17 protein-coding genes and 1 pseudogene are annotated in these 19312 nt (G+C 62.4%); 9 read left to right on the forward strand and 9 right to left on the reverse strand.

Annotated features, from left to right (window positions below):
• Positions 1–1236: 1236 nt before the first annotated feature.
• Both AC1MDC_RS26050 and AC1MDC_RS26055 read left to right on the forward strand, forming a co-directional pair.
• Positions 1237–1383: pseudogene (locus tag AC1MDC_RS26050) on the forward strand (HAMP domain-containing protein); the annotation flags it as partial.
• Between the two features lie 102 nt (positions 1384–1485).
• The gene (locus AC1MDC_RS26055) at positions 1486–2241 is read left to right on the forward strand and encodes a methyl-accepting chemotaxis protein (RefSeq protein ID WP_371807414.1); all 756 of its coding nucleotides are present in this window, start codon (positions 1486–1488) and stop codon (positions 2239–2241) included.
• A 39-nt stretch (positions 2242–2280) separates the two neighbouring features.
• On the opposite strand, the gene AC1MDC_RS26060 is transcribed toward AC1MDC_RS26055, so the two are convergent.
• The 4 genes from AC1MDC_RS26060 to AC1MDC_RS26075 are packed head-to-tail and all read right to left on the reverse strand — an operon-like array spanning position 2281 to position 4900.
• Positions 2281–3594 carry an ATP-binding protein gene (locus AC1MDC_RS26060; protein WP_085700433.1) on the reverse strand — a complete coding sequence of 438 codons (1314 nt, stop codon included), beginning with the start codon at positions 3592–3594 and terminating at the stop codon, positions 2281–2283.
• Positions 3591–4259, reverse strand: coding sequence for a response regulator transcription factor (locus tag AC1MDC_RS26065; RefSeq protein ID WP_085700434.1), 669 nt, complete (start codon positions 4257–4259; stop codon positions 3591–3593). The genes AC1MDC_RS26060 and AC1MDC_RS26065 overlap by 4 nt, the downstream gene beginning before the upstream one ends.
• 3 nt (positions 4260–4262) lie before the next feature.
• A complete protein-coding gene (locus tag AC1MDC_RS26070) occupies positions 4263–4589 on the reverse strand; it encodes a PepSY domain-containing protein (RefSeq protein ID WP_085700435.1) in 327 nt (108 codons plus the stop codon).
• Positions 4589–4900 (reverse strand): PepSY domain-containing protein, encoded by a 312-nt coding sequence (locus AC1MDC_RS26075; protein ID WP_234205649.1) that lies wholly within the window; start codon positions 4898–4900, stop codon positions 4589–4591. The genes AC1MDC_RS26070 and AC1MDC_RS26075 overlap by 1 nt, the downstream gene beginning before the upstream one ends.
• Positions 4901–5049: 149 nt before the next feature.
• On the opposite strand from AC1MDC_RS26075, the gene AC1MDC_RS26080 reads away from it, so the two are divergent.
• From AC1MDC_RS26080 to AC1MDC_RS26105, 6 genes are all read left to right on the forward strand, one after another.
• On the forward strand, positions 5050–6129 hold the full coding sequence (locus AC1MDC_RS26080) for a hypothetical protein (protein ID WP_085705205.1): 1080 nt from the start codon (positions 5050–5052) through the stop codon (positions 6127–6129).
• Between the two features lie 86 nt (positions 6130–6215).
• Positions 6216–6572, forward strand: a complete 357-nt coding sequence (queD, locus tag AC1MDC_RS26085) for a 6-carboxytetrahydropterin synthase QueD (RefSeq protein WP_085577504.1) — start codon at positions 6216–6218, stop codon at positions 6570–6572.
• Between the two features lie 210 nt (positions 6573–6782).
• On the forward strand, positions 6783–7595 hold the full coding sequence (locus tag AC1MDC_RS26090; protein ID WP_480393992.1) for an alpha/beta fold hydrolase: 813 nt from the start codon (positions 6783–6785) through the stop codon (positions 7593–7595).
• 174 nt (positions 7596–7769) lie between these two features.
• The gene (codB, locus tag AC1MDC_RS26095) at positions 7770–9041 is read left to right on the forward strand and encodes a cytosine permease (RefSeq protein ID WP_085700439.1); all 1272 of its coding nucleotides are present in this window, start codon (positions 7770–7772) and stop codon (positions 9039–9041) included.
• 13 nt (positions 9042–9054) lie between these two features.
• Positions 9055–10296: a cytosine deaminase gene (codA, locus tag AC1MDC_RS26100; RefSeq protein ID WP_085705199.1), complete on the forward strand. Its 1242-nt coding sequence runs from the start codon at positions 9055–9057 to the stop codon at positions 10294–10296.
• A gap of 131 nt (positions 10297–10427) precedes the next feature.
• Positions 10428–11999 carry a glucan 1,4-alpha-maltotetraohydrolase domain-containing protein gene (locus AC1MDC_RS26105; RefSeq protein ID WP_085700441.1) on the forward strand — a complete coding sequence of 524 codons (1572 nt, stop codon included), beginning with the start codon at positions 10428–10430 and terminating at the stop codon, positions 11997–11999.
• Between the two features lie 14 nt (positions 12000–12013).
• On the opposite strand, the gene AC1MDC_RS26110 is transcribed toward AC1MDC_RS26105, so the two are convergent.
• On the reverse strand, positions 12014–13006 hold the full coding sequence (locus AC1MDC_RS26110; RefSeq protein WP_227232983.1) for a diaminopimelate epimerase: 993 nt from the start codon (positions 13004–13006) through the stop codon (positions 12014–12016).
• Between the two features lie 195 nt (positions 13007–13201).
• On the opposite strand from AC1MDC_RS26110, the gene AC1MDC_RS26115 reads away from it, so the two are divergent.
• Positions 13202–14353 (forward strand): MFS transporter, encoded by a 1152-nt coding sequence (locus tag AC1MDC_RS26115; protein WP_227232984.1) that lies wholly within the window; start codon positions 13202–13204, stop codon positions 14351–14353.
• A gap of 65 nt (positions 14354–14418) precedes the next feature.
• On the opposite strand, the gene AC1MDC_RS26120 is transcribed toward AC1MDC_RS26115, so the two are convergent.
• The 4 genes from AC1MDC_RS26120 to AC1MDC_RS26135 all read right to left on the reverse strand — a co-directional run bounded on the left by AC1MDC_RS26120 (position 14419) and on the right by AC1MDC_RS26135 (position 19287).
• Entirely contained in the window at positions 14419–16842 is a 2424-nt protein-coding gene (locus AC1MDC_RS26120; protein ID WP_266201986.1) for a TonB-dependent siderophore receptor, read from the reverse strand.
• 98 nt (positions 16843–16940) lie between these two features.
• On the reverse strand, positions 16941–17924 hold the full coding sequence (locus AC1MDC_RS26125; protein ID WP_480393993.1) for a FecR family protein: 984 nt from the start codon (positions 17922–17924) through the stop codon (positions 16941–16943).
• Positions 17925–17964: 40 nt separating this feature from the next.
• Positions 17965–18465, reverse strand: coding sequence for a sigma-70 family RNA polymerase sigma factor (locus tag AC1MDC_RS26130; protein ID WP_011335117.1), 501 nt, complete (start codon positions 18463–18465; stop codon positions 17965–17967).
• 108 nt (positions 18466–18573) lie between these two features.
• Complete coding sequence (locus tag AC1MDC_RS26135) at positions 18574–19287, reverse strand: class I SAM-dependent methyltransferase (RefSeq protein WP_480393994.1); 714 nt, start codon at positions 19285–19287, stop codon at positions 18574–18576.
• Positions 19288–19312 lie beyond the last annotated feature (25 nt).

The following is a 19312-nucleotide window of genomic DNA, read 5'->3' on the forward strand; positions in this document are numbered from 1 at the left end:
CAATTCGCCGTATTGCATTTACGCCATAAAGAAACTCGAAACGCGGCCGTTACAGTGCAAAGTCTCAGATATTTATCGAATAAGGACGTCTCCATGTCGCTCAGACAACTTTCCATCCAATGGAAAATCACCCTGCTCGCCGGGCTCTGCCTGGCCGGTATCGTGACCCTGTTGGTGGGTCTTTCGCTGTATCGCATGGAGCACAGTTCCGAACTGGTAAAGGCTTCGAGCATGGAAATGCTCACCGAGTCGGCCCAGGCCCGCATCGAATCCCAGGGCGAAGTCCAGGCGGCGGGCATTCGCCAGCAATTCATGGACGCCTATCAATATGGTCATGGTTTTTCGCGTCAGGTGCTGTTCCTGCGCGAACAGGCCGAGAAGCGCTTTCTGGACGCTTTCGACCTGCGTGAGGACATGACCCGTCAGGTGAAATCGGCGCTGCAGGCCAACCCGGATCTGCTCGGCCTGTCGCTGGTGTTCGAAGCCAACGCGCTGGACGGCAAAGACGAGCTATTTGCCGGGCAAGCTGAATTGGGCAGCAACGACAAGGGCCGCTTCGCCCTGTACTGGTCGCAACCGACACCGGGCAAAGTGACCTCCATGGCCCTGCCGGAAAGCGACATAGCCGACACCAGCACCGGCCCCAGCGGCCAGGCGGCCAACGCCTGGTTCACCTGCCCGCGCACCACGCTCAAGCCGTGCGTGATCGAACCCTACTTTTATGTGATCGACGGGCAAAAGGTGCTGATGACCAGCATCGTGTTCCCGCTGATGGTCAACGGCAAAGTCATCGCCTCGCTGTCGGTGGACATCAACCTCAACAGCCTGCAAGCAATCAGCCAGAGCGCGAGCAAAAAGCTCTACGACGGCCAGACTGCCGTGAGCATCATCAGCCCCGCCGGCCTGCTTGCCGGTTACAGCCCGGACGCCAACAAACTCAGCCAGCGTCTCGATGCCGTGGACACCGCCAGCGGCGCCGAACTGCTGCGTCTGCTTGCGTCGAGCCAAACCGTCAGCAGCCTGCACAGCAACGCGCAGTTGAAAGTGCTGTCGCCGTTCCAGCCGATTCCTGGCGGCCCGTCGTGGGGCGTGCTGCTCGATGTGCCGGAAAAAGTCTTGGTAGAACGCGCCGAAGCGCTCAAGCAACAACTGGATGCCAGCAACACCTCGGGCACCCTGATCGAACTGAGCCTGGGCGTACTCGCCGCGCTGATCGGCCTGTTGCTGGTGTGGCTGATGGCACGCAGCGTGACCAGGCCGATCCTTGGCGTAGCGCACATGCTGGAAGACATCGCCAGCGGTGAAGGCGACCTGACCCGGCGTCTGGCCTACGACAAGAAAGACGAACTCGGCCAGTTGGCCGGTTGGTTCAACCGCTTCCTCGACAAGCTGCAACCGATCATCGCCGAGGTGAAACGCTCGGTGCAGGATGCGCGCAACACCGCCGACCAGTCTTCGGCGATTGCGACCCAGACCAGCGCCGGCATGGAGCAGCAATACCGTCAGGTCGATCAGGTCGCCACCGCGTCCCACGAAATGAGCGCCACCGCCCAGGACGTGGCCCGCAGTGCGGCACAAGCCGCCGAAGCCGCCAAGGATGCCGACCGCGCCACGCGTCAGGGCCTGACCGTGATCGACCGCACCACCGCCAGCATCGACACCCTCGCCGCCGACATGAGCGCCGCCATGGTGCAGGTCGAAGGCCTGGCCGCCAACAGCGAGAAGATCGGCACGGTACTGGAAACCATCCGCGCCATTGCCGAGCAGACCAACCTGCTGGCCCTGAACGCCGCCATCGAAGCCGCCCGCGCCGGTGAAGCCGGCCGCGGTTTTGCGGTGGTCGCCGACGAAGTGCGCAACCTCGCCCGCCGCACCCAGGAATCGGTGGAAGAAACCCGCCAGGTCATCGAGCAATTGCAGAACGGTACCCAGGACGTGGTCGGTTCGATGGGCAACAGCCATCGTCAGGCCCAGGGCAGCGTCGAACAGGTCGGCCAGGCCGTCACCGCACTGCGCCAGATCGGCGATGCGGTGACAGTAATCAGCGACATGAACCTGCAGATCGCCAGCGCTGCCGAAGAGCAGAGCGCGGTGGCCGAAGAGATCAACAACAACGTGGCGACGATTCGTGATGTGACGGAGTCGCTGTCGGGGCAGGCGAATGAATCGGCTCGGGTGAGTCAGTCGCTCAATAGTCTGGCGAATCAGCAGCAGAGTTTGATGGATCAGTTTCGCGTGTGACGCTCAGGCCCGCTCACCACAAACCTTGTGGGGGCGGGCTCACCGCCGAGGCAACTGAATCTGCACCTTCAACCCGCCCCACTCGCTTTCGCCCAGCACCAGCACCCCGCCCCACGTTTCGACAATATCCCGCACAATCCCCAGCCCCAAGCCATGCCCATGGGTCTGCTCATCCAGCCGCGTCCCCCGGCTGAACACCTGGGCCCGCTGCGCCTCGGGAATCCCCGGCCCGTCATCTTCCACGCTCAACACAAAACCTTCAGCCGTCTCGACCACACTCAACCGCACCTCGGCATCCGCCCATTTGCAGGCGTTGTCCAGCAGGTTGCCCAGCAGTTCCAGCAAATCTTCACGATCCCACGGCAATTGCAGGCCCGAAGGAGCCACGTAACTCAAATCCAGATGTTCGCCATGAATCATGTTCAACGTCGACAGCAGCCCCGGCAGCTCGGCGTCGCAATCGAACAACGCCCCCGGCAGCGCATCGCCGGCCAGGCGCGCGCGGTTGAGCTCGCGATTCAGCCGTTGCTGAACCTGTTCCAGTTGTTCCTTGAGGATCTTGCGCAATTGCGGATGTGCATCGAGCTGTTCACTCGACGCCAGGCTGAGCAGCACCGCCAGCGGAGTTTTCAGCGCATGCCCAAGATTGCCCAAGGCATTGCGCGAACGCTTGAGGCTGTCTTCAGTGTGCGCCAGCAAATGGTTGATCTGCGCCACCAGGGGCTCCAGTTCCGCCGGCACTTGCTCATCGAGTTGTGAACGTTGGCCCTGCTGCAACTGGGCGATCTGTTCACGAGCCTTCTCCAGCGGCCGCAATGCGCGGCGCACGGTCAGGCGTTGCAACAGCAGAATCAGTAACAACCCGGCCAGCCCGAGGCCGAGACCGATCTGCCGCATGCGCTGGAAGCTCTCGCGCACCGGCGTGTAATCCTGGGCCACGCTGATGGAAATCGACTGACCGAGCCGTCGATAGTCCGAACGCAGCACCAATAATTGCTGACCGTCCGGCCCCAATTGCAGGTTGCTGTGCAGACCAGGGTGTTCAAGCATCGGCAGTTCCTGATCCCACAGCGAGCGGGAACGCCAGTGGCTGTCGGCGAAATCGATACGGAAGTAGTGCCCGGAAAACGGCCGCTGATACGCCGGCGACAAGTGCCGCTCATCCAGTTGCAGCCCCTGCGGGCCACGCACCAGCGCCACCAGCAGGTTTTCACTGTCGTTGCGCAGACCCGCTTCGAGGTAACGCTGCAAGCCCACTTCGAACAGCCACAGGCTGGTTTGCACCAGCACCAGGCCGACGATCACCATCACGCTGATCAGCCCCAGGCTCAAACGGCGCTGGATCGATCTCACGAAGCCTGTCCGCCAAACAGATAACCCTGACCACGACGGGTTTCGATCACGCTTTTGCCGAGTTTGCGCCGCAGGTGATTGACGTGGACTTCAAGCACGTTGGAATCGCGCTCGGTCTCACCGTCGTAGAGGTGTTCGGCGAGGTGGCTTTTGGAAAGAATCTGCTCGGGATGCAGCATGAAGTAGCGCAGCAGACGGAATTCGGCAGCGGTCAGCTGAATGTCGGCACCGTCGCGCACGACACACTGGCGGCCCTCGTCCAGGTGCAGACCGGCGGCCTTGAGCGTCGGCTGGTTGGCCTGCCCCTTGGAGCGACGCAGCAGCGACTGGATGCGCAGATACAGTTCTTCGGGGTGGAAGGGTTTGGTCAGGTAATCGTCGGCACCGGCCTTCAGGCCTTCAATACGCTCGGCCCAGGAATCGCGGGCGGTGAGAATAAGCACCGGAATCGTCAGACCGCCGGCGCGCCATTGCGTCAGCACCTCCAGCCCCGGCACGCCGGGCAGACCGAGGTCGAGGACGATCAGGTCGTAGGGCTCGCTGCTGCCCTGGTAGACCGCATCGCGCCCGTCCGCCAGCCAGTCCACCGCATAGCCTTGACGTTGCAGGCCGGCGAGCAGTTCGTCGGCCAGCGGTACGTGGTCTTCCACCAGAAGCAAGCGCATCGGTCAATCTTCCTTGTCTTTGATCAGGTTGCCGGTGGCGGCCTCGAAATGCAGCTCGCGAGCCACACCTTCGACGGTCAGCAGCTCGACTTCATAAATGTAGACGTCGTGCTTCTCTTCAAGCTCGGCTTCCAGCAGTTTCGCCTCGGGGTAGCGCTCCATTGCCTTATGCAGCACTTGCTCCAGCGGCAAAATCACGCCCTGCTGACGCAGGCGCAGGGCTTCGTCCTGATTGAGGTCGCGCGCCAGCGTCACCGAGCAGAATGCAACGAGCGCCAGGGCCAGAAGGCCCGTGGCGCGCGTCGATGAATCAGGTAAAAACGATTTCATTAAGTGTCCTGATGGTCCTTGCGCAGCAGCCCGTCGCTTGCGTCCAGTTCCAGCTCCCATTCCACACCTTGCGAGTCTTTCAGCTCGATCTGGTACAGGTAAATGCCATAGCGCTTTTCCAGTTCGATATCGATCAGGGTCGAACCCGGATGGCGCGCCCTGGCCGTGGCCATGACGGTTTCAATCGGCACAATGGTACCAGCGTCGATCAGTTTCCGGGCTTCATCTGCGAGCAGGTCGCGGGTATGAGCACGGTTGGCGGTTAGACCAAACAGCAGGAACGCGATGAACAGGCCCGCGAGGATTTTCATGGGGATCTCCGTCTGTGAGGTGGTGCTTCCTTTGTGGCCACCTTAGCGCCGGGAACTTAACTGAAACTGAATGGCCATCATCGGGCCTGCTCCTGCAGATCTGGCAACATGTGCTTATAATCTTTCGCTTGCTAACGATCGAGATCGGTATGACCGCCATTCACATCAAGTTCCCGTCCCTCACCCTCAAGGCCGGCCCCCGGGCCATGGCGCGCATTCGTGCCCAAGGCCTGAACGCCGCCGACGTCGGCACCCTGCCCGGCGCTGCCGGCGGGCCCAAGGCGCTGGGAATTCAGGGGCTGGATCTGGCGCTGTTCGGCGAGTGGTTGCCGGCCGCGCCGCGTGAGCGTTCGCTGATCGGTGCATCGGTCGGTTCCTGGCGTTTCGCCAGCGCCTGTCTGCCGGACGCCGCCGAAGGCATCCGTCGCCTCGGTCAGTTGTACACCGAGCAGAACTTCAACAAAGGCGTGACCATCAGCGACGTCAGCCGCAGTTCGCAGCGCATGCTCGATGACCTGCTCGACGGGCGCGACGCCAGCCTTCTGACCAACGCCCATTACCGCTTGAACATCATGGTGGTCAAAAGCCACGGCGGGCTGGCGGACGACCATCGCGGCCGGCTCGGGCTGGCGCTGGGCTCGGTGATCGCCGACAACCTGCGGGGCCGCGCGCGATTGTCGCGGCACTTCGAACGGCTGATCATCCACGACCCGCGCCTGGCGCCGCCGGTACATGCGCTGAATGACTTCCCGTCGCGATTCGTCGCCCTCGATGCCACAAACCTGCGTCAGGCGCTGCTGGCGTCGGGTTCGATCCCGATGGTCATGGAGGGCGTGCGCGACCTGCCGGGCGCCGGTGCCGGCACCTTCCGCGACGGCGGCTTGCTAGACTATCACCTCGACCTGCCCTACAGCGGCGACGGCATCGTGCTCTATCCGCACTTCACCGACCGGGTGATTCCGGGCTGGTTCGACAAGACCCTGCCGTGGCGCAAAGCTTCGGTGGAGCGTCTGCAGGACGTGCTGTTGCTCGCGCCCTCCAAGGAATACCTGGCGCGCCTGCCCTACGGCAAACTTCCCGACCGTAACGACTTCAAGCGCTTCATGGGCGACGCGCCGAGCCGGCAGAAATACTGGCGCGCGGCGATGGACGAGAGCCGCCGACTGGGCGACGAATTCCTTGAACTGACTGCCAATGGTCGCCTCGCCGAGCGCTTGCTGACCCTTTAGTCAGCACAGCCCTGGACAAGCTGGTAAACTCGCCGCCTGCCCGAATTCGCTGCGGCGAACGCCATCTGAACAGAGCTGAAATCACTGTGGAAATTTTCAAAGAGTTCACTTTCGAATCCGCCCACCGCCTGCCCCACGTACCGGACGGCCACAAGTGCGGACGCCTGCATGGTCACTCGTTCAAAGTGGCGATTCACCTGAGCGGCGACATCGACCCGCACACCGGCTGGATCCGTGATTTCTCCGAGATCAAGGCGATTTTCAAGCCGCTGTACGAGCGACTGGATCACAACTACCTGAACGACATTCCGGGTCTCGAGAACCCGACCAGCGAAGTGCTGGCCAAATTCATCTGGAATGAATTGAAGCCCCTGCTGCCGGAACTCAGTGCGATCCGCATCCACGAGACCTGCACCAGCGGCTGCATCTATCGCGGCGAGTAACCGATCCTGAAGTCGCCGAAAAGCCCTGTGGGAGCGAGCTTGCTCGCGATAGCGGTTTGCCAGTGAAGCAAGTGTTGCCTGACACGGCGCCTTCGCGAGCAAGCTCGCTCCCACAGGGATAGAAGGCGCCTCAGTGTTTGAATAACAGCCCCCGAGGCTGTTTTTTTACGCCTATGCTTTTTGGCTCGAAACCGCCAAGAGGACAGGCCCATGACGGACTGGCTGCTGGATCAGGTCTTTGACTTCAACGGGCGACAGATTCGCCACGGGGTGCGCGGCGACGGCCCGCCGCTGGTGTTCGTACACGGCACGCCATTCTCTTCTTACGTGTGGCACCGCATCGCGCCGCACTTTTTCGCCACGCACCGCGTGCACTACTTCGACCTGCTGGGCTACGGGCAATCCGAGCAACCGGACGCCGATGTCTCCCTCGGCGTGCAGAACGAATTGCTCGTGCGGTTACTGGACCACTGGAATCTGCAACGCCCGGACGTGGTCGCCCACGACTTCGGCGGCGCCACCGTGTTGCGCGCGCATCTGCTCAACGGCAAGGATTACCGCAGCCTGACCCTGATCGACCCGGTGGCGCTGACGCCGTGGGGTTCGCCGTTCGTGCAGCACGTGCGCCAGCATGAAGCGGCGTTCAGCGGCCTGCCGGATTACATCCAGCGCGCCATTGTCCCGACCTATATTCGCGGGGCGATTCACCGGGACATTCCGGATGATGAACAGGCGCCCTACGTACAGCCGTGGCTGGGTGATCCGGGGCAAGCGGCGTTCTACCGGCAGATCGCGCAGATGGATCAGCGCTACACGCTGGAAGCGCAGCCGCTGTACCCGACGATCCGCTGCCCGGTGCAGATTCTCTGGGGTGAAGAGGATCAGTGGATTCCCATCGAACGCGGGCGCGAGTTGCACAAGCTGATTCCCGGATCGCAGTTTCACCCGATCCCGAATGCCGGGCACCTGGTGCAGGAGGATGCGCCTGAAGCCATTGTTGCCGCCCTGCTGCGGTTCCTCTGACCCCATTGCGCGCGCCGGTGGGAACAGCCCTGCTCCCACATGGTTCGGCAGGACGCCCCATGCACTGCTTTCGCGCCGATCACCCGTGTCTCGTCTATAAATACCCGCAACATCGCGTTTGGCACGACCGCTGCAACCTCTTCGCGTCCTCCCCTTTCCAGCAAGGAACGCCCCATGACGCAAAACGATCCCGGCAACGATTACCCCCTCAGCGAAGTGCCGATGCACGCGCGCAAAGGCCTGGCCTCCACGGCGATGGTGCTGCTCGGCTTCACCTTTTTCACCGCGACCATGTTTGCCGGCGGCAAGCTCGGCGTGGCGTTCAACTTCGGCGAGATGCTCGCCGTCATCGTCATCGGCAACCTGCTGCTCGGCGTGTACGCCGCAGGCCTCGGATACATCGCCTTCAAGAGCGGCCTGAATTCGGTGCTGATGGGACGCTTCTGCTTTGGCGAAGTCGGCAGCAAGCTCAGCGACCTGATCCTCGGGTTCACCCAGATCGGCTGGTACGCCTGGGGCACCGCGACAGCCGCCGTGGTGCTCGGCAAATATTTCGATCTGAACGAAGGCACGGTGCTGGGGCTGATGGTGCTGTTCGGTCTGGTGTTCTGCGCCACGGCGTATGTCGGTTATCGCGGGCTGGAGATCCTGTCGTACATCGCGGTGCCGGCGATGATGTTGCTGCTGATGCTGTCGATGTGGGTCGCCACGGTGAAAGTCGGCGGCCTCGACGGATTGCTCAGCGTCGTACCCAGCGGTTCGCTGGACTGGTCGACCGCCATCACGCTGGTGTTCGGCACCTTCGTCAGCGGTGCGACCCAGGCCACCAACTGGACGCGTTTTTCCCGTTCGGCGCGGGTCGCGGTGCTGGCCAGCCTGATCGGTTTTTTCATCGGTAACGGCCTGATGGTGCTGATCGGTGCCTATGGCGCAATCGTCTACCAACAACCCGACGTGGTCGAAGTGCTGCTGTTGCAGGGCTTCGCCATGGCGGCGATGGCAATGCTGTTGCTGAACATCTGGAGCACCCAGGACAACACCATCTACAACTTCGCCGTCGCCGGTTGCAACCTGCTGCGCACCGGTCGCCGCAAGACCGTGACCCTGGCCGGCGCGGTGATTGGCACGGTGCTCGCGCTGCTGGGCATGTACGACATGCTGGTGCCTTATCTGATCCTGCTCGGCACGGTGATCCCGCCGATTGGCGGCGTGATCATGGCCGACTTTTTCTTCCGCTGGCGCGGACGTTATCCGCGTCTGGCCGACGCACGGTTACCGGCGTTCAACTGGCCGGGGCTCGCGGCTTACGCGGCCGGAACCGTCGCGGCGTTCGGCTCGCCGTGGGTCGCGCCGCTGGTCGGGATCGCCGTTGCCGCGTTAACGTATATCGCAGTGACCGGCCTGCTCGGCGCCCGCAACGCGGCCGCCCCTCTACAAGATCTATAAAAGGATTCGCCCGATGCACATCATCAACGCCCGACTGCGCAACCAGGAAGGTCTGCACGAATTGCACCTCGAAGACGGCCTGATCCGCAGCATCGCGCGCCAGACCGAAGCGCCGACCCTGGGCCCCGACGACCTCGACGCCGGCGGCAATCTGGTGGTGCCGCCCTTCGTCGAGCCGCACATCCACCTCGACGCCACCCTGACCGCCGGCGAGCCGCGCTGGAACATGAGCGGCACGCTGTTCGAAGGCATCGAATGCTGGGGCGAACGCAAGGTCACCATCACCCAGGAAGACACCAAAACCCGGGCCAGGAAAACCATTCAGACGTTGGCCGCCCACGGCATCCAGCACGTGCGCACCCACGTCGACGTCACCGACCCGCAACTCACCGCGCTCAAGGCGATGCTCGAAGTGCGCGAGGAAAGCCGTCATCTGATCGACCTGCAAATCGTCGCGTTCCCACAGGAAGGCATCGAGTCGTTCAGCAATGGCCGCGAACTGATGGAAGAAGCGATCCGCATGGGCGCGGACGTGGTCGGCGGGATTCCGCATTTCGAGTACACCCGCGATCAGGGCGTCAGCTCGGTGAAATTCCTGATGGACCTGGCCGAGCGCACCGGCTGTCTGGTGGACGTGCACTGCGACGAAACCGACGACCCTCATTCGCGCTTCCTCGAGGTGCTGGCCGAAGAGGCTCGCAGCCGCGACATGGGCGCGCTCGTGACCGCCAGCCACACCACCGCGATGGGCTCCTACGACAACGCCTACTGCGCCAAACTGTTCCGTCTGCTCGGGCATTCGGGGATCAGTTTTGTCTCCTGCCCGACCGAAAGCATTCACCTGCAAGGGCGCTTCGACAACTTCCCGAAACGCCGGGGCGTGACTCGCGTCAACGAACTGCTCGAAGCCGGGATGAACGTCTGCTTCGGTCAGGACTCGATCGTCGATCCGTGGTATCCGCTGGGCAACGGCAACATCCTGCGGGTGCTCGAAGCCGGCCTGCACATCTGCCACATGCTCGGCTACCGCAACCTGCAAAGCGCGCTGGATCTGGTCACCGACAACAGCGCCAAAGCCATGCACCTCGGTGAACGCTACGGTCTGGAACAGGGCCGCCCGGCCAACCTGCTGATCCTCTCGGCGGACAGTGACTACGAAGTGATCCGCAGTCAGGGCCTGCCGCTGTATTCGATCCGCAACGGCAAGGTGCTGATGAAACGGCAGATGCCGGTGGTGGAGTTCATGGAGGGTTGAGCAGCGGTTATGGTTCGCAGCGGTTTTATCGCGAAAGGTTAGCGCCAGCCTGTCAGATCTGACAGGCGACAACTGCTGCGAGCCGGCTCACAGTAAGCCCCAAGGGATCCATCGTTCCCGGGGGGACGACCATGAAAGGGACTTCACCATTTCGCCTGAGCTTCGCTGTCTGCCTGATGATCGCCACAACGGCAGCGGCGATGGCTGGCGTTCGCAACGGCAGCGGTGAAGAAATCCTGTTGCAGGGCTTTCACTGGAACTCAAGCCGCAATCAAACACCTTGGTATTCGGTACTTGCGCAACAGGCGACGACCATTGGCAAAGATGGATTCACCCTTGTCTGGTTCCCGCCACCCTGGATGGATAAATCAAGCTGGTCCAACAGCCAGGCTCAGACTTCCGGTGGTGGCGAAGGCTATTTCTGGAGCAACTTCGACAAGAACAGCGAATATGGCAGCGATCAGCAACTCAAGGCGGCGGCGTCAGCTCTGAAGAATGCCGGAGTAAAAGTCGTCTACGACGTGGTGCCCAATCACATGAGCGACCAAGCGGTCTATTCCATGTTCCCCCGTGGGAGCAATGAGTGGCGGCATGACTGCGCGCAATGTGACGAAGGCGACGCGTTCATGGATGGCGCCGCGGATCTGAACACCGCTCACCCAACAGTCTTCGACGCCTTCAAAAAAGAATTCAGCAACTTGCGCGATAACTATGGTGCTGAAGGCCTGCGCTTTGACTTCGTCCGTGGTTATGCACCGGAAACGGTGGATCGCTGGATGAACGCCTTCGGCAACCAGCAGTTCTGCGTCGGCGAAAACTGGAAGGGCCCCGACGAATACCTGCAGGGCGATTGGCGACGCAGTGCAAGCTGGCAGGATGTGCTCAAGGACTGGTCGGATCGCTCGCATTGCACAGTGTTCGATTTTGCCCTGAAGGAGCGCATGCAGAACGGCTCACTCGCCGATTGGCGCCACGGTTTGAATGGCAATCCGGATCCCGCCTGGCGCGCAATCGCAGTAACCTTCGTCGACAACCACGATACCGGTTACTCACCTGGCGCCTACGGCGGCCAGCATCATTGGGCGTTGCCCGATCCTCAGGTCAATCTTGCTTACGCCTACATCCTCAGCAGTCCCGGCACACCGACCGTGTACTGGCCGCACATGTACGACTGGCAGCGCGATCAACTGATCCGGGAATTGATCAAACTGCGCAAGGCCGCCGGTGTCCGCGCGGATTCGCCGGTTCGCTTCAACACCGCCTATAAGGGGCTGGTCGCCACCACACAGGGCGTGCGCGGCACATTGGTGATCGCCCTGAAATCCGATCTGCAGCAGCTGCCACAGGGCCTGGGCACGCCGACATTGAGCTGGGATAACGGCGATATCCGGATCTGGACCGGCCCTGTCGAACCTGCGACGGTGGCAGTCAACGTGCATTGCGACAACGCCAATCCGCAACCGGGCGAAAGCGTCTATGCAGCGGGTTCATCGCTGGAGTTCGGGGCATGGGACCCGCAGCATGCGCTAGCACTGACATTGGCCAATAACCGCTGGAGCGCCAGGGTTGAGGTGCCGGGTCAGCAAAAACTCGAGTGGAAGTGCATCGTGCGTGGCCAGACTCAGGCGGCGGTGTATTGGCAGGCCGGCGCGAATAACGCATTCACCAGCGGTGCCGTGAACGACACCGTCGGGCGCTTCTGATCTTGAGGTTGCAGCTATTTTTCGTCGCGCACTGCGGTGCCGAACAGACGCACGCCGGTCAGTTCTCCGTCGCGCTCCTCCAGCAGGATTGGCGCCGTACCGCCCGGCATCACCACCTGAACTTCTCCCGCCGACACCCAGCCCACCCGCCACGCCGCGCTCGCCACCGCACTGGCGCTGGTGCCTGAGGAAGCGGTCGGGCCTTCGCCCCGTTCGAACACCCGCGCCACAATGCGTTGATCCCCGGCGCGCATCGCCCATTGCAGGTTGACCCCGGCCGGGCACGGCTGGCCGGCGCCGGTGGGCATGGCGTAGGCGATGGCGGTCAGGCTGTCCGTCAGCGGCGATTCAAGCATCTGTGCGTTGCTCGGCAATGCGGCTTCGTCCTGCACCAGCGTCACGCAATGCGGATTGCCGATGCGTACGAACTGGCTGTGTGCCCAGGCAGGATCGAGTTGCGCCAACGGTCGAACACGGCTGACCTGCGCACCGTTGAACGGAACCGGTTCAACGCCGAGCGCACCAACCGCCGCCGGGCCGAAATCGGGCTGCCCGAGATCAAGCCAGAAGCCTTGCACGCCCGCCACTTGCGCCGGTTTCACCGAGGTCGACACGGGCGACTGCGCATCCTGTTTGTCGTGATGCACCCGCATCGTCGCGCCCTCCTGCGGCATCTGCCCCTGCTCAAGCAGTGCCTGAGAAAAAATCGTCAGGCCGTTGCCGCTGCGCTCGGCCAGCGTGCCGTCGGTGTTGACGATCAGCAGATCAAAGGGTGGCGAGGACTGGAACGGACCGATCAGTAAACCATCGCTGCGGTGGGACTTGCTGCCGGCAGGTTGCTGACCGTCGGGCCAGTCACAACACAGAGCGATCGCGGCGCGGCTCCACGCCTGTCGAGACAAGGCACATTGCGTGGCACTGGCGGGCAGATCGATTCCCGAGTCTCTCAGCGCCTTCGGTGAAATCACTCCGTAGATATTGCCCCGCGCATCGTAGAACTGCGTCATGAACCGCCCCTCGGTTTCAAGTTGTCAAAGGCGTCACTGTAAAACGCAATTCCCTGTGGGAGCGAGCTTGCTCGCGATGGCGGTGTATCCGTCAATGAGCGTCGACTGACACGACACTATCGCGAGCAAGCTCGCTCCCACAGAAGAGCTGTGCAAGGATGTCCGCTGCTGAAACGTTTTTTGCCAAGGATCGTTATGACCAGCCTCACCCCTCAAGACACGTTCGTTCCCGGACGCCTCGAACAGATGTCCACGCGCATCGCCTTCTTCATTGCCGGACTCGGCATCGCCGCGTGGGCGCCGCTGGTGCCGTATGCCAAGGCGCGGGCCGGGCTCGATGAAGGCACGCTGGGGTTGTTGCTGCTGTGCCTGGGCGTCGGTTCGATTCTGGCGATGCCGCTGGCGGGGATTCTGGCCACACGGTTTGGCTGCAAAAAAGTGGCCACCGGCGGCACGCTGCTGATCTGCGCCGCATTGCCGTTGCTGGCGACGGTGTCGTCGATTCCGGCGCTGATCGCCACGTTGTTCATGTTCGGTGCCGGGCTCGGCACGGTGGATTCGACGGTAAACCTGCAAGCAGTGATCGTTGAGCGGGCCAGCGGCAAGAACATGATGTCGGGGTTCCACGGCCTGTTCAGCCTCGGCGGGATCGTCGGTGCAGCGGGCGTGAGCGCCCTGCTCGGCATGGGGCTGTCGCCACTGGCGGCGATGCTGGTGGTGGTCCTGGTGCTGATCGCGGCGCTGTTCAAAGCCGTCCCGCACATGTTGCCTTACGGCAGTGAAAGCTCGGGGCCGGCGTTCGCGGTGCCCCACGGAATCGTGCTGTTCATCGGCGGCATGTGTTTCATCGTGTTCCTCACCGAAGGCGCGGCGCTGGACTGGAGCGCAGTGTTTCTGGCCCAGGAACGCGGGATCGATACTGCCTATGCAGGGCTGGGTTATGCAGCGTTTGCGCTGACCATGACGGCCGGCCGCTTGACCGGTGACCGGATCGTCCGGGCATTGGGTGCGACGCGGATCATTCTGTTTGGCGGTCTGCTGGCGGCGGCGGGATTGTTTCTGGCGACGTTCGCCCCGGGCTGGCAAGCCGCGCTGCTCGGTTATGCGCTGGTCGGTGCCGGCTGTTCGAACATCGTGCCGGTGCTGTACACGGCGGTGGGCAAACAGACGGTGATGCCGGAAAGCATCGCCGTGCCGGCAATCACCACACTGGGTTATGCAGGGATTCTGGCAGGGCCGGCGGTGATCGGGTTTGTCGCCCACGCCAGCAGCCTGAGTTTTGCCTTCGGGTTGATGGCGACGTTGCTGGTGGCGGTGGCGATTGGCGGGAAAGCGCTGAAGGTCTGAGCCTGATCTGATCTGTTCAGATCGTTCCCACGCAGACGGTTCGACGTGGGAACAATCGATGCAGATCAGAAGCCTACGCTGGCCTGCACGAAGAACGTCCGCGGCGTGCCCACGTAGATCCCCGAGTTGTTGTCGCTGGAGCGGGTGAAGTACTGCTTGTCGAAGATGTTCTTCACACCGGCGCCGAGCTTGAGGTTCGACAGCTGCGAACCGAAGTCATAGCCGCCGCGCACGTTCCAGGTCACGTAGCCCGGAATATCGCCGTACTGTCCATCCGCCGTGCCTTCGGTGATGTAGTTGCCATTGAAGCTGCCATCAGCATTCACGCCGGTGCCGGGCGAGCGCTGTTTGGACTGGGCAAAACCGTCGATGTTGTAGGTCCAGCGGTTGATGTCGTAACGCAGGCCGACGGTGGCGACCTGACGCGAGTAGAACGGCAGATCGCGGCCCTTGAAGCCTGGAATCTCGCCTTCGTACGTGGCGCGGGTGTAGGTGAAGCCGGCGTTGGCGGTCAGGCCGTCGAGGCGCGGATCGAGCGCCGCCATGTCGTAGTGCACCGAAGCTTCGATACCCTGGTGCTTGGTCGCGCCGAGGTTAGTCCAGCCCACGTCATTGCTGATGTATTGCAGTTCGTCATCGAAGTCGATGTAGAACAGCGTCACTTCCCCGCCCCACACGTCATCGTTGTAGCGCGTACCGATTTCGTAGGTCTTGGCTTTTTCCGGTTCCAGACCATTGGCGGTCTGGTCACCCGAACCGCCCTGGCCGAGCTGGAAGTATTGCAGGCTGCCGAACGACGTCTCGTAGTTGGCGAACAGCTTCCACGCATCGGACAGGTGATACATCACGCTCAGCGCCGGCAGAGGCTCGTTGCTTTCGATGCTGCGGTTTTTCTCCGGCACGCGTTTGCCGGCGGTGTCGAGCACGGCGCGGTCATGCCAGTCGGTGCTGATGTGTTCGAAGCGAATGCCCGGGGTCACGGTCCAGTTGCCGACGTCGATCTTGTTGTCGATGTAGACCGAGTTGGCCTCGGTGCCGCCGGTGCGGTCCTGGAATACGTGACCATCGGAAGTTTTGGTGACCACCGGCACATTGTTGACCAGCGCCAGACGGCTCGATTGCTCGTGCATCGCCTCTTTCAAATAACGGTAACCGACGCTGACTTCCTGGGTGGTCGGGCCGACATCAAACACACGGGACACACGCGGCTCGATCCCCAGCGTGTAGTAGGAACGCGGGAACGAGCTGAGGGTTTTCTGATCGCGGGCGGCGATGGTGCTGCCGCGAAAACTGTCGGAATAGTAAGTCAGCACCTCCGCCTGGGTGCGCTCGTCGACCTGCCGGATCCACTTGAACGACACGTCCTTGCGGCGGCCGCTGAAGCCGTCATAGTCGCGGTCGGACTGGAACGGTTTGTCGTCGTACTGCTTCTGCGTCAGGCCGCCGGGCATGTCGGCGCTGGCGTCGTAGTAGTGGAAGTTGAGGCTGAAATCGTCCTGCTCGGTCGGTGCCCAGTGGGTCTTGAGGATCACGTCGTCGATGTCGTTGCCGTTGTTGCGCTCGCGGTAACCGTTGCCGTTGACGCCCGAGTACAACAGCGCCATGCCGATGCCGTTGTCGGCGGTGCCGCCAAGGAACGCGGTGTCGATGTGTTTCCAGCCACCGTGCTGCGAGGTTTCCAGGGTGGTGCCGATTTCACCGGTGGTTTTTTCCGGGATCGCGCGGGTCACGAAGTTGATCACGCCGCCGACGTTCTGCGGCCCGTAACGCACCGAGCCGGCACCTCGGACCACGTCGATGCTGTCGAGGTTGCCGGAAGAAATCGGCGCCATCGAGAGTTGTGGCTGGCCATACGGCGCAAATGCAGCCGGCACGCCGTCGATCAATACGGTGGAGCGTGGCGACAGACGCGACGTCAAACCCCGCACGCCGACGTTCAGCGAAATATCGCTGCCGCCAGTGCCGTTGGCTTCCTGCACCTGCACGCCCGGTACGCGGCGCAGCACGTCGCCGACGTTCATCGCGCCCTGCTCGACCATCGCTTCACGACGGATCACCGTACGCGCGCCGGGGTGGTTCTGCACCACGGCGGCGTCGGCGTCGCCGAGCCAGTCGCCGACCACTTTGATGTCGGTCACGCCCAGCTCCAGCGGGCCGCTGTCGGCGGAAGTCGGGGCCGGCGACAAGGTCACCGAGCCTTCATTGATCTGGTAATCCAGACCGCTGCCTTGCAGCAATTGGCGCAGGGCCTGCTCCGGAGAAAGATTGCCGTCCACCGCCGGCGCCTGTTTGCCGGCAACCAGGTCCGGGCTGAAAAACACCTGCAACGACGTTTGCTGACCGAGTTCGCTCAAGGCCTGCCCCAGCGGCTGTGCACGGATGTGAATGGCTTCGGCGGCGAAAGCCATCGGCACGGCGGCGTTGACCGCCAGCGCGAGCGCCAGCGGCAACCAGGAGGATTTTTTGTTTTTGGTGGTGGAGTTTTTCACGTCGAACGGAGTCCTGTGGATCGCAAAAGTGTGCGGCTGTTAATGCAAACCAGTTGCAGTTAAACAGGAAGACGACGAACTCGAAAAAAACCTGAATTTTATTTTGAAATTATTTCCTGGCTGCCGTCGGCAAGGGTGCGCACGGCCACCGGAAGGATGCTCGGCAAGGCCTTGAGCAAGGCATCGGTGTTGTCGGATTTGAACACGCTGGTCAGGCGCAGACTGGCCACGGCGGGGTTGGAGACTTTCAGCGGCTTGTCACGATAACGCGACACTTCCTCGGCGACTTCGCTGAGGCTGGCGTTGTTGAACACCAGTTTGCCGCTGCGCCAGGCCGTCAGTTCCGCCGGGTTGACCGCGTAAGCTGGCGCCACTTTGCCCCGGGCATCGATCCGCGTGCCGAGGCCGGCGGTCAGGCTGATGAAATCGGCATCCGCCGCATCACGACCCTGCACCTTGACCGTGCCCTGTTCCACCGCGACTCGGGTCTGGGTCACGTCACGCCGCACGTCGAAGCGGGTGCCGGTGACCGTGACCTTGCCGCTGCCGGCCTCGACCACGAACGGGCGGGAAATGTCGTGCTCGACGCTGAACATCGCTTCGCCTTCGGTCAGCTCGATGAGCCGGCGATCCTTCTCGAAACGCACCTGCAGACGGCTGCGGCTGTTGAGGTCGATCACTGAACCGTCCGGCAACGCCACATGCTTGCGCTCGCCGAGCCCGGTGGCGAATTCAGCGCTGTAACCCGACGGATGATTCAAACCGCTGAACAGACCGAGCCCGAGCCCCACCGCCACCACGCTGGCCGCCACGGCATAACGCAACAACGGACGGCGTTCGCGCCGCGCTGGCGGGGTTTCGCACAAAGCTTTAAGCCGTGGCGCCGGCAGCAGATCCGCCGCCGTCCACAAGCCTTGCAGCAACTGGAATTCGTCACGGTGCTGCGGATGCTGGTTCAGCCACGCGTCGAAGCGCTGCTGTTCGTCGACACTGATGGCCGGCTCCTGCAAACGCACAAACCAGCGTGCCGCGTCATCACGCACCGTTGTTTGCCCGCACGCGCAATCACGAGTATCCGTCATGGAATGTCCTGTTTGGCTGGGGATGAAAAGACGCCACGGCTCATGATTGCGCCCCGTCCAGGCGATCACGCAGATGCCGCAGGGTGCGGATCATATACTTTTCCACCATGTTCCTGGACAGGCCCAGGCGTTCGGCGATTTCCGCCTGGGTCAGGCCCTCGATCTTCTGCCAGACGAAAATCCGTCGGCAGTTGACCGGAAGCTCCGTGAGCGCGCGTTCGATGGAATCGGCCAGCTGGATCGCATGCATGTAATGCTCCGGATCGCCGGTCGGCGACTCACTGAGATCGATCGCCTCCGACTCCATGGCACCCCGCCGGTCCTCCCGCCGATAGCCGTCCACCGCGATGTTGCGCGCGGTCTGATGCAAATATGCCCGGGGTTGCTGCACCGCCGACGAATCGGATTCGAGCACCCGCACAAAGGTGTCGTGCGCCAGGTCCTCGGCCTGCGAGCGATTGCGCAGGCGACGGGTCCAGGTGCCGATCAACTCTTCGTAATGCTCGAGAAAGCCGGGTCTGCGGGGCAGCATGGGGATCATTGCGGCGCGCTGAGGAAAGGGGCGTGAATAGTAATGCTTCCTATTAAGCCGAAGCAACGTATTCCTCGGGAATGCCGACGAAGCTGTTTTCCCCACCCCTCCAGCGCTCTAACCCGCGTTAATCTCTGCCTTGCGCGAGCAGAACCACCCGTGCATCAAACCCGCCTGAAAGAACTGGACCGGCGCCTCGAACCCGGCCGACTCGATCAGACCGGCGACTTGCGGCGCCGGCAGAATCGCCACATCCCGGGCATAGGCCAGACGCGCTCGCTCGAGCATTTGCGCCGGCACCTGGGCCGATGCCATCAGCGTCATCCAGTGACGCAGCAATGCTTCATAGGCCGGCGATGCGGTGTCAGAGGCAAGATCAGCATTCGCCAGAACCCCGCCCGGCAGCAGTCGACGGGCAATCTCATGGAAAAAGTCAATACGGGCCTGGGGATCGAGCAAAAACTGCGATACCAGAAAACAGGTCGCACCGTCGTAACCGGATTCATCCGTCAGCGTATCGAGATAGCCTTCATGAAACCGGCAACGGGCGAGAAAACCGCCCTCTTTCGCTCGCTGACGGCACACGTCGAGCATGGCGCCCGAAGGGTCGACTGCGGTGAATTCCCAGCCGGGAAACTGCTGCGCCAGATGCGCCATTTCCACACCGGTGCCCACGCCGACGCAGAGTATCCGGGCATTCGCCGGCAAGCCCGCGAACACGGAATCCAGCAGTAAATACAGGGCATCACGCAAGGGCGCCATGCCGCTCCACTGTTTGTCGTATACAGCTGACAGCTGGTCGAACAAGGCCTTGAGTGCTTGATTGTCCATGGAAACCTTCCTCTGCATCGTGATC

The sequence above is a fragment of the Pseudomonas sp. 1 genome, from assembly GCF_056626735.1.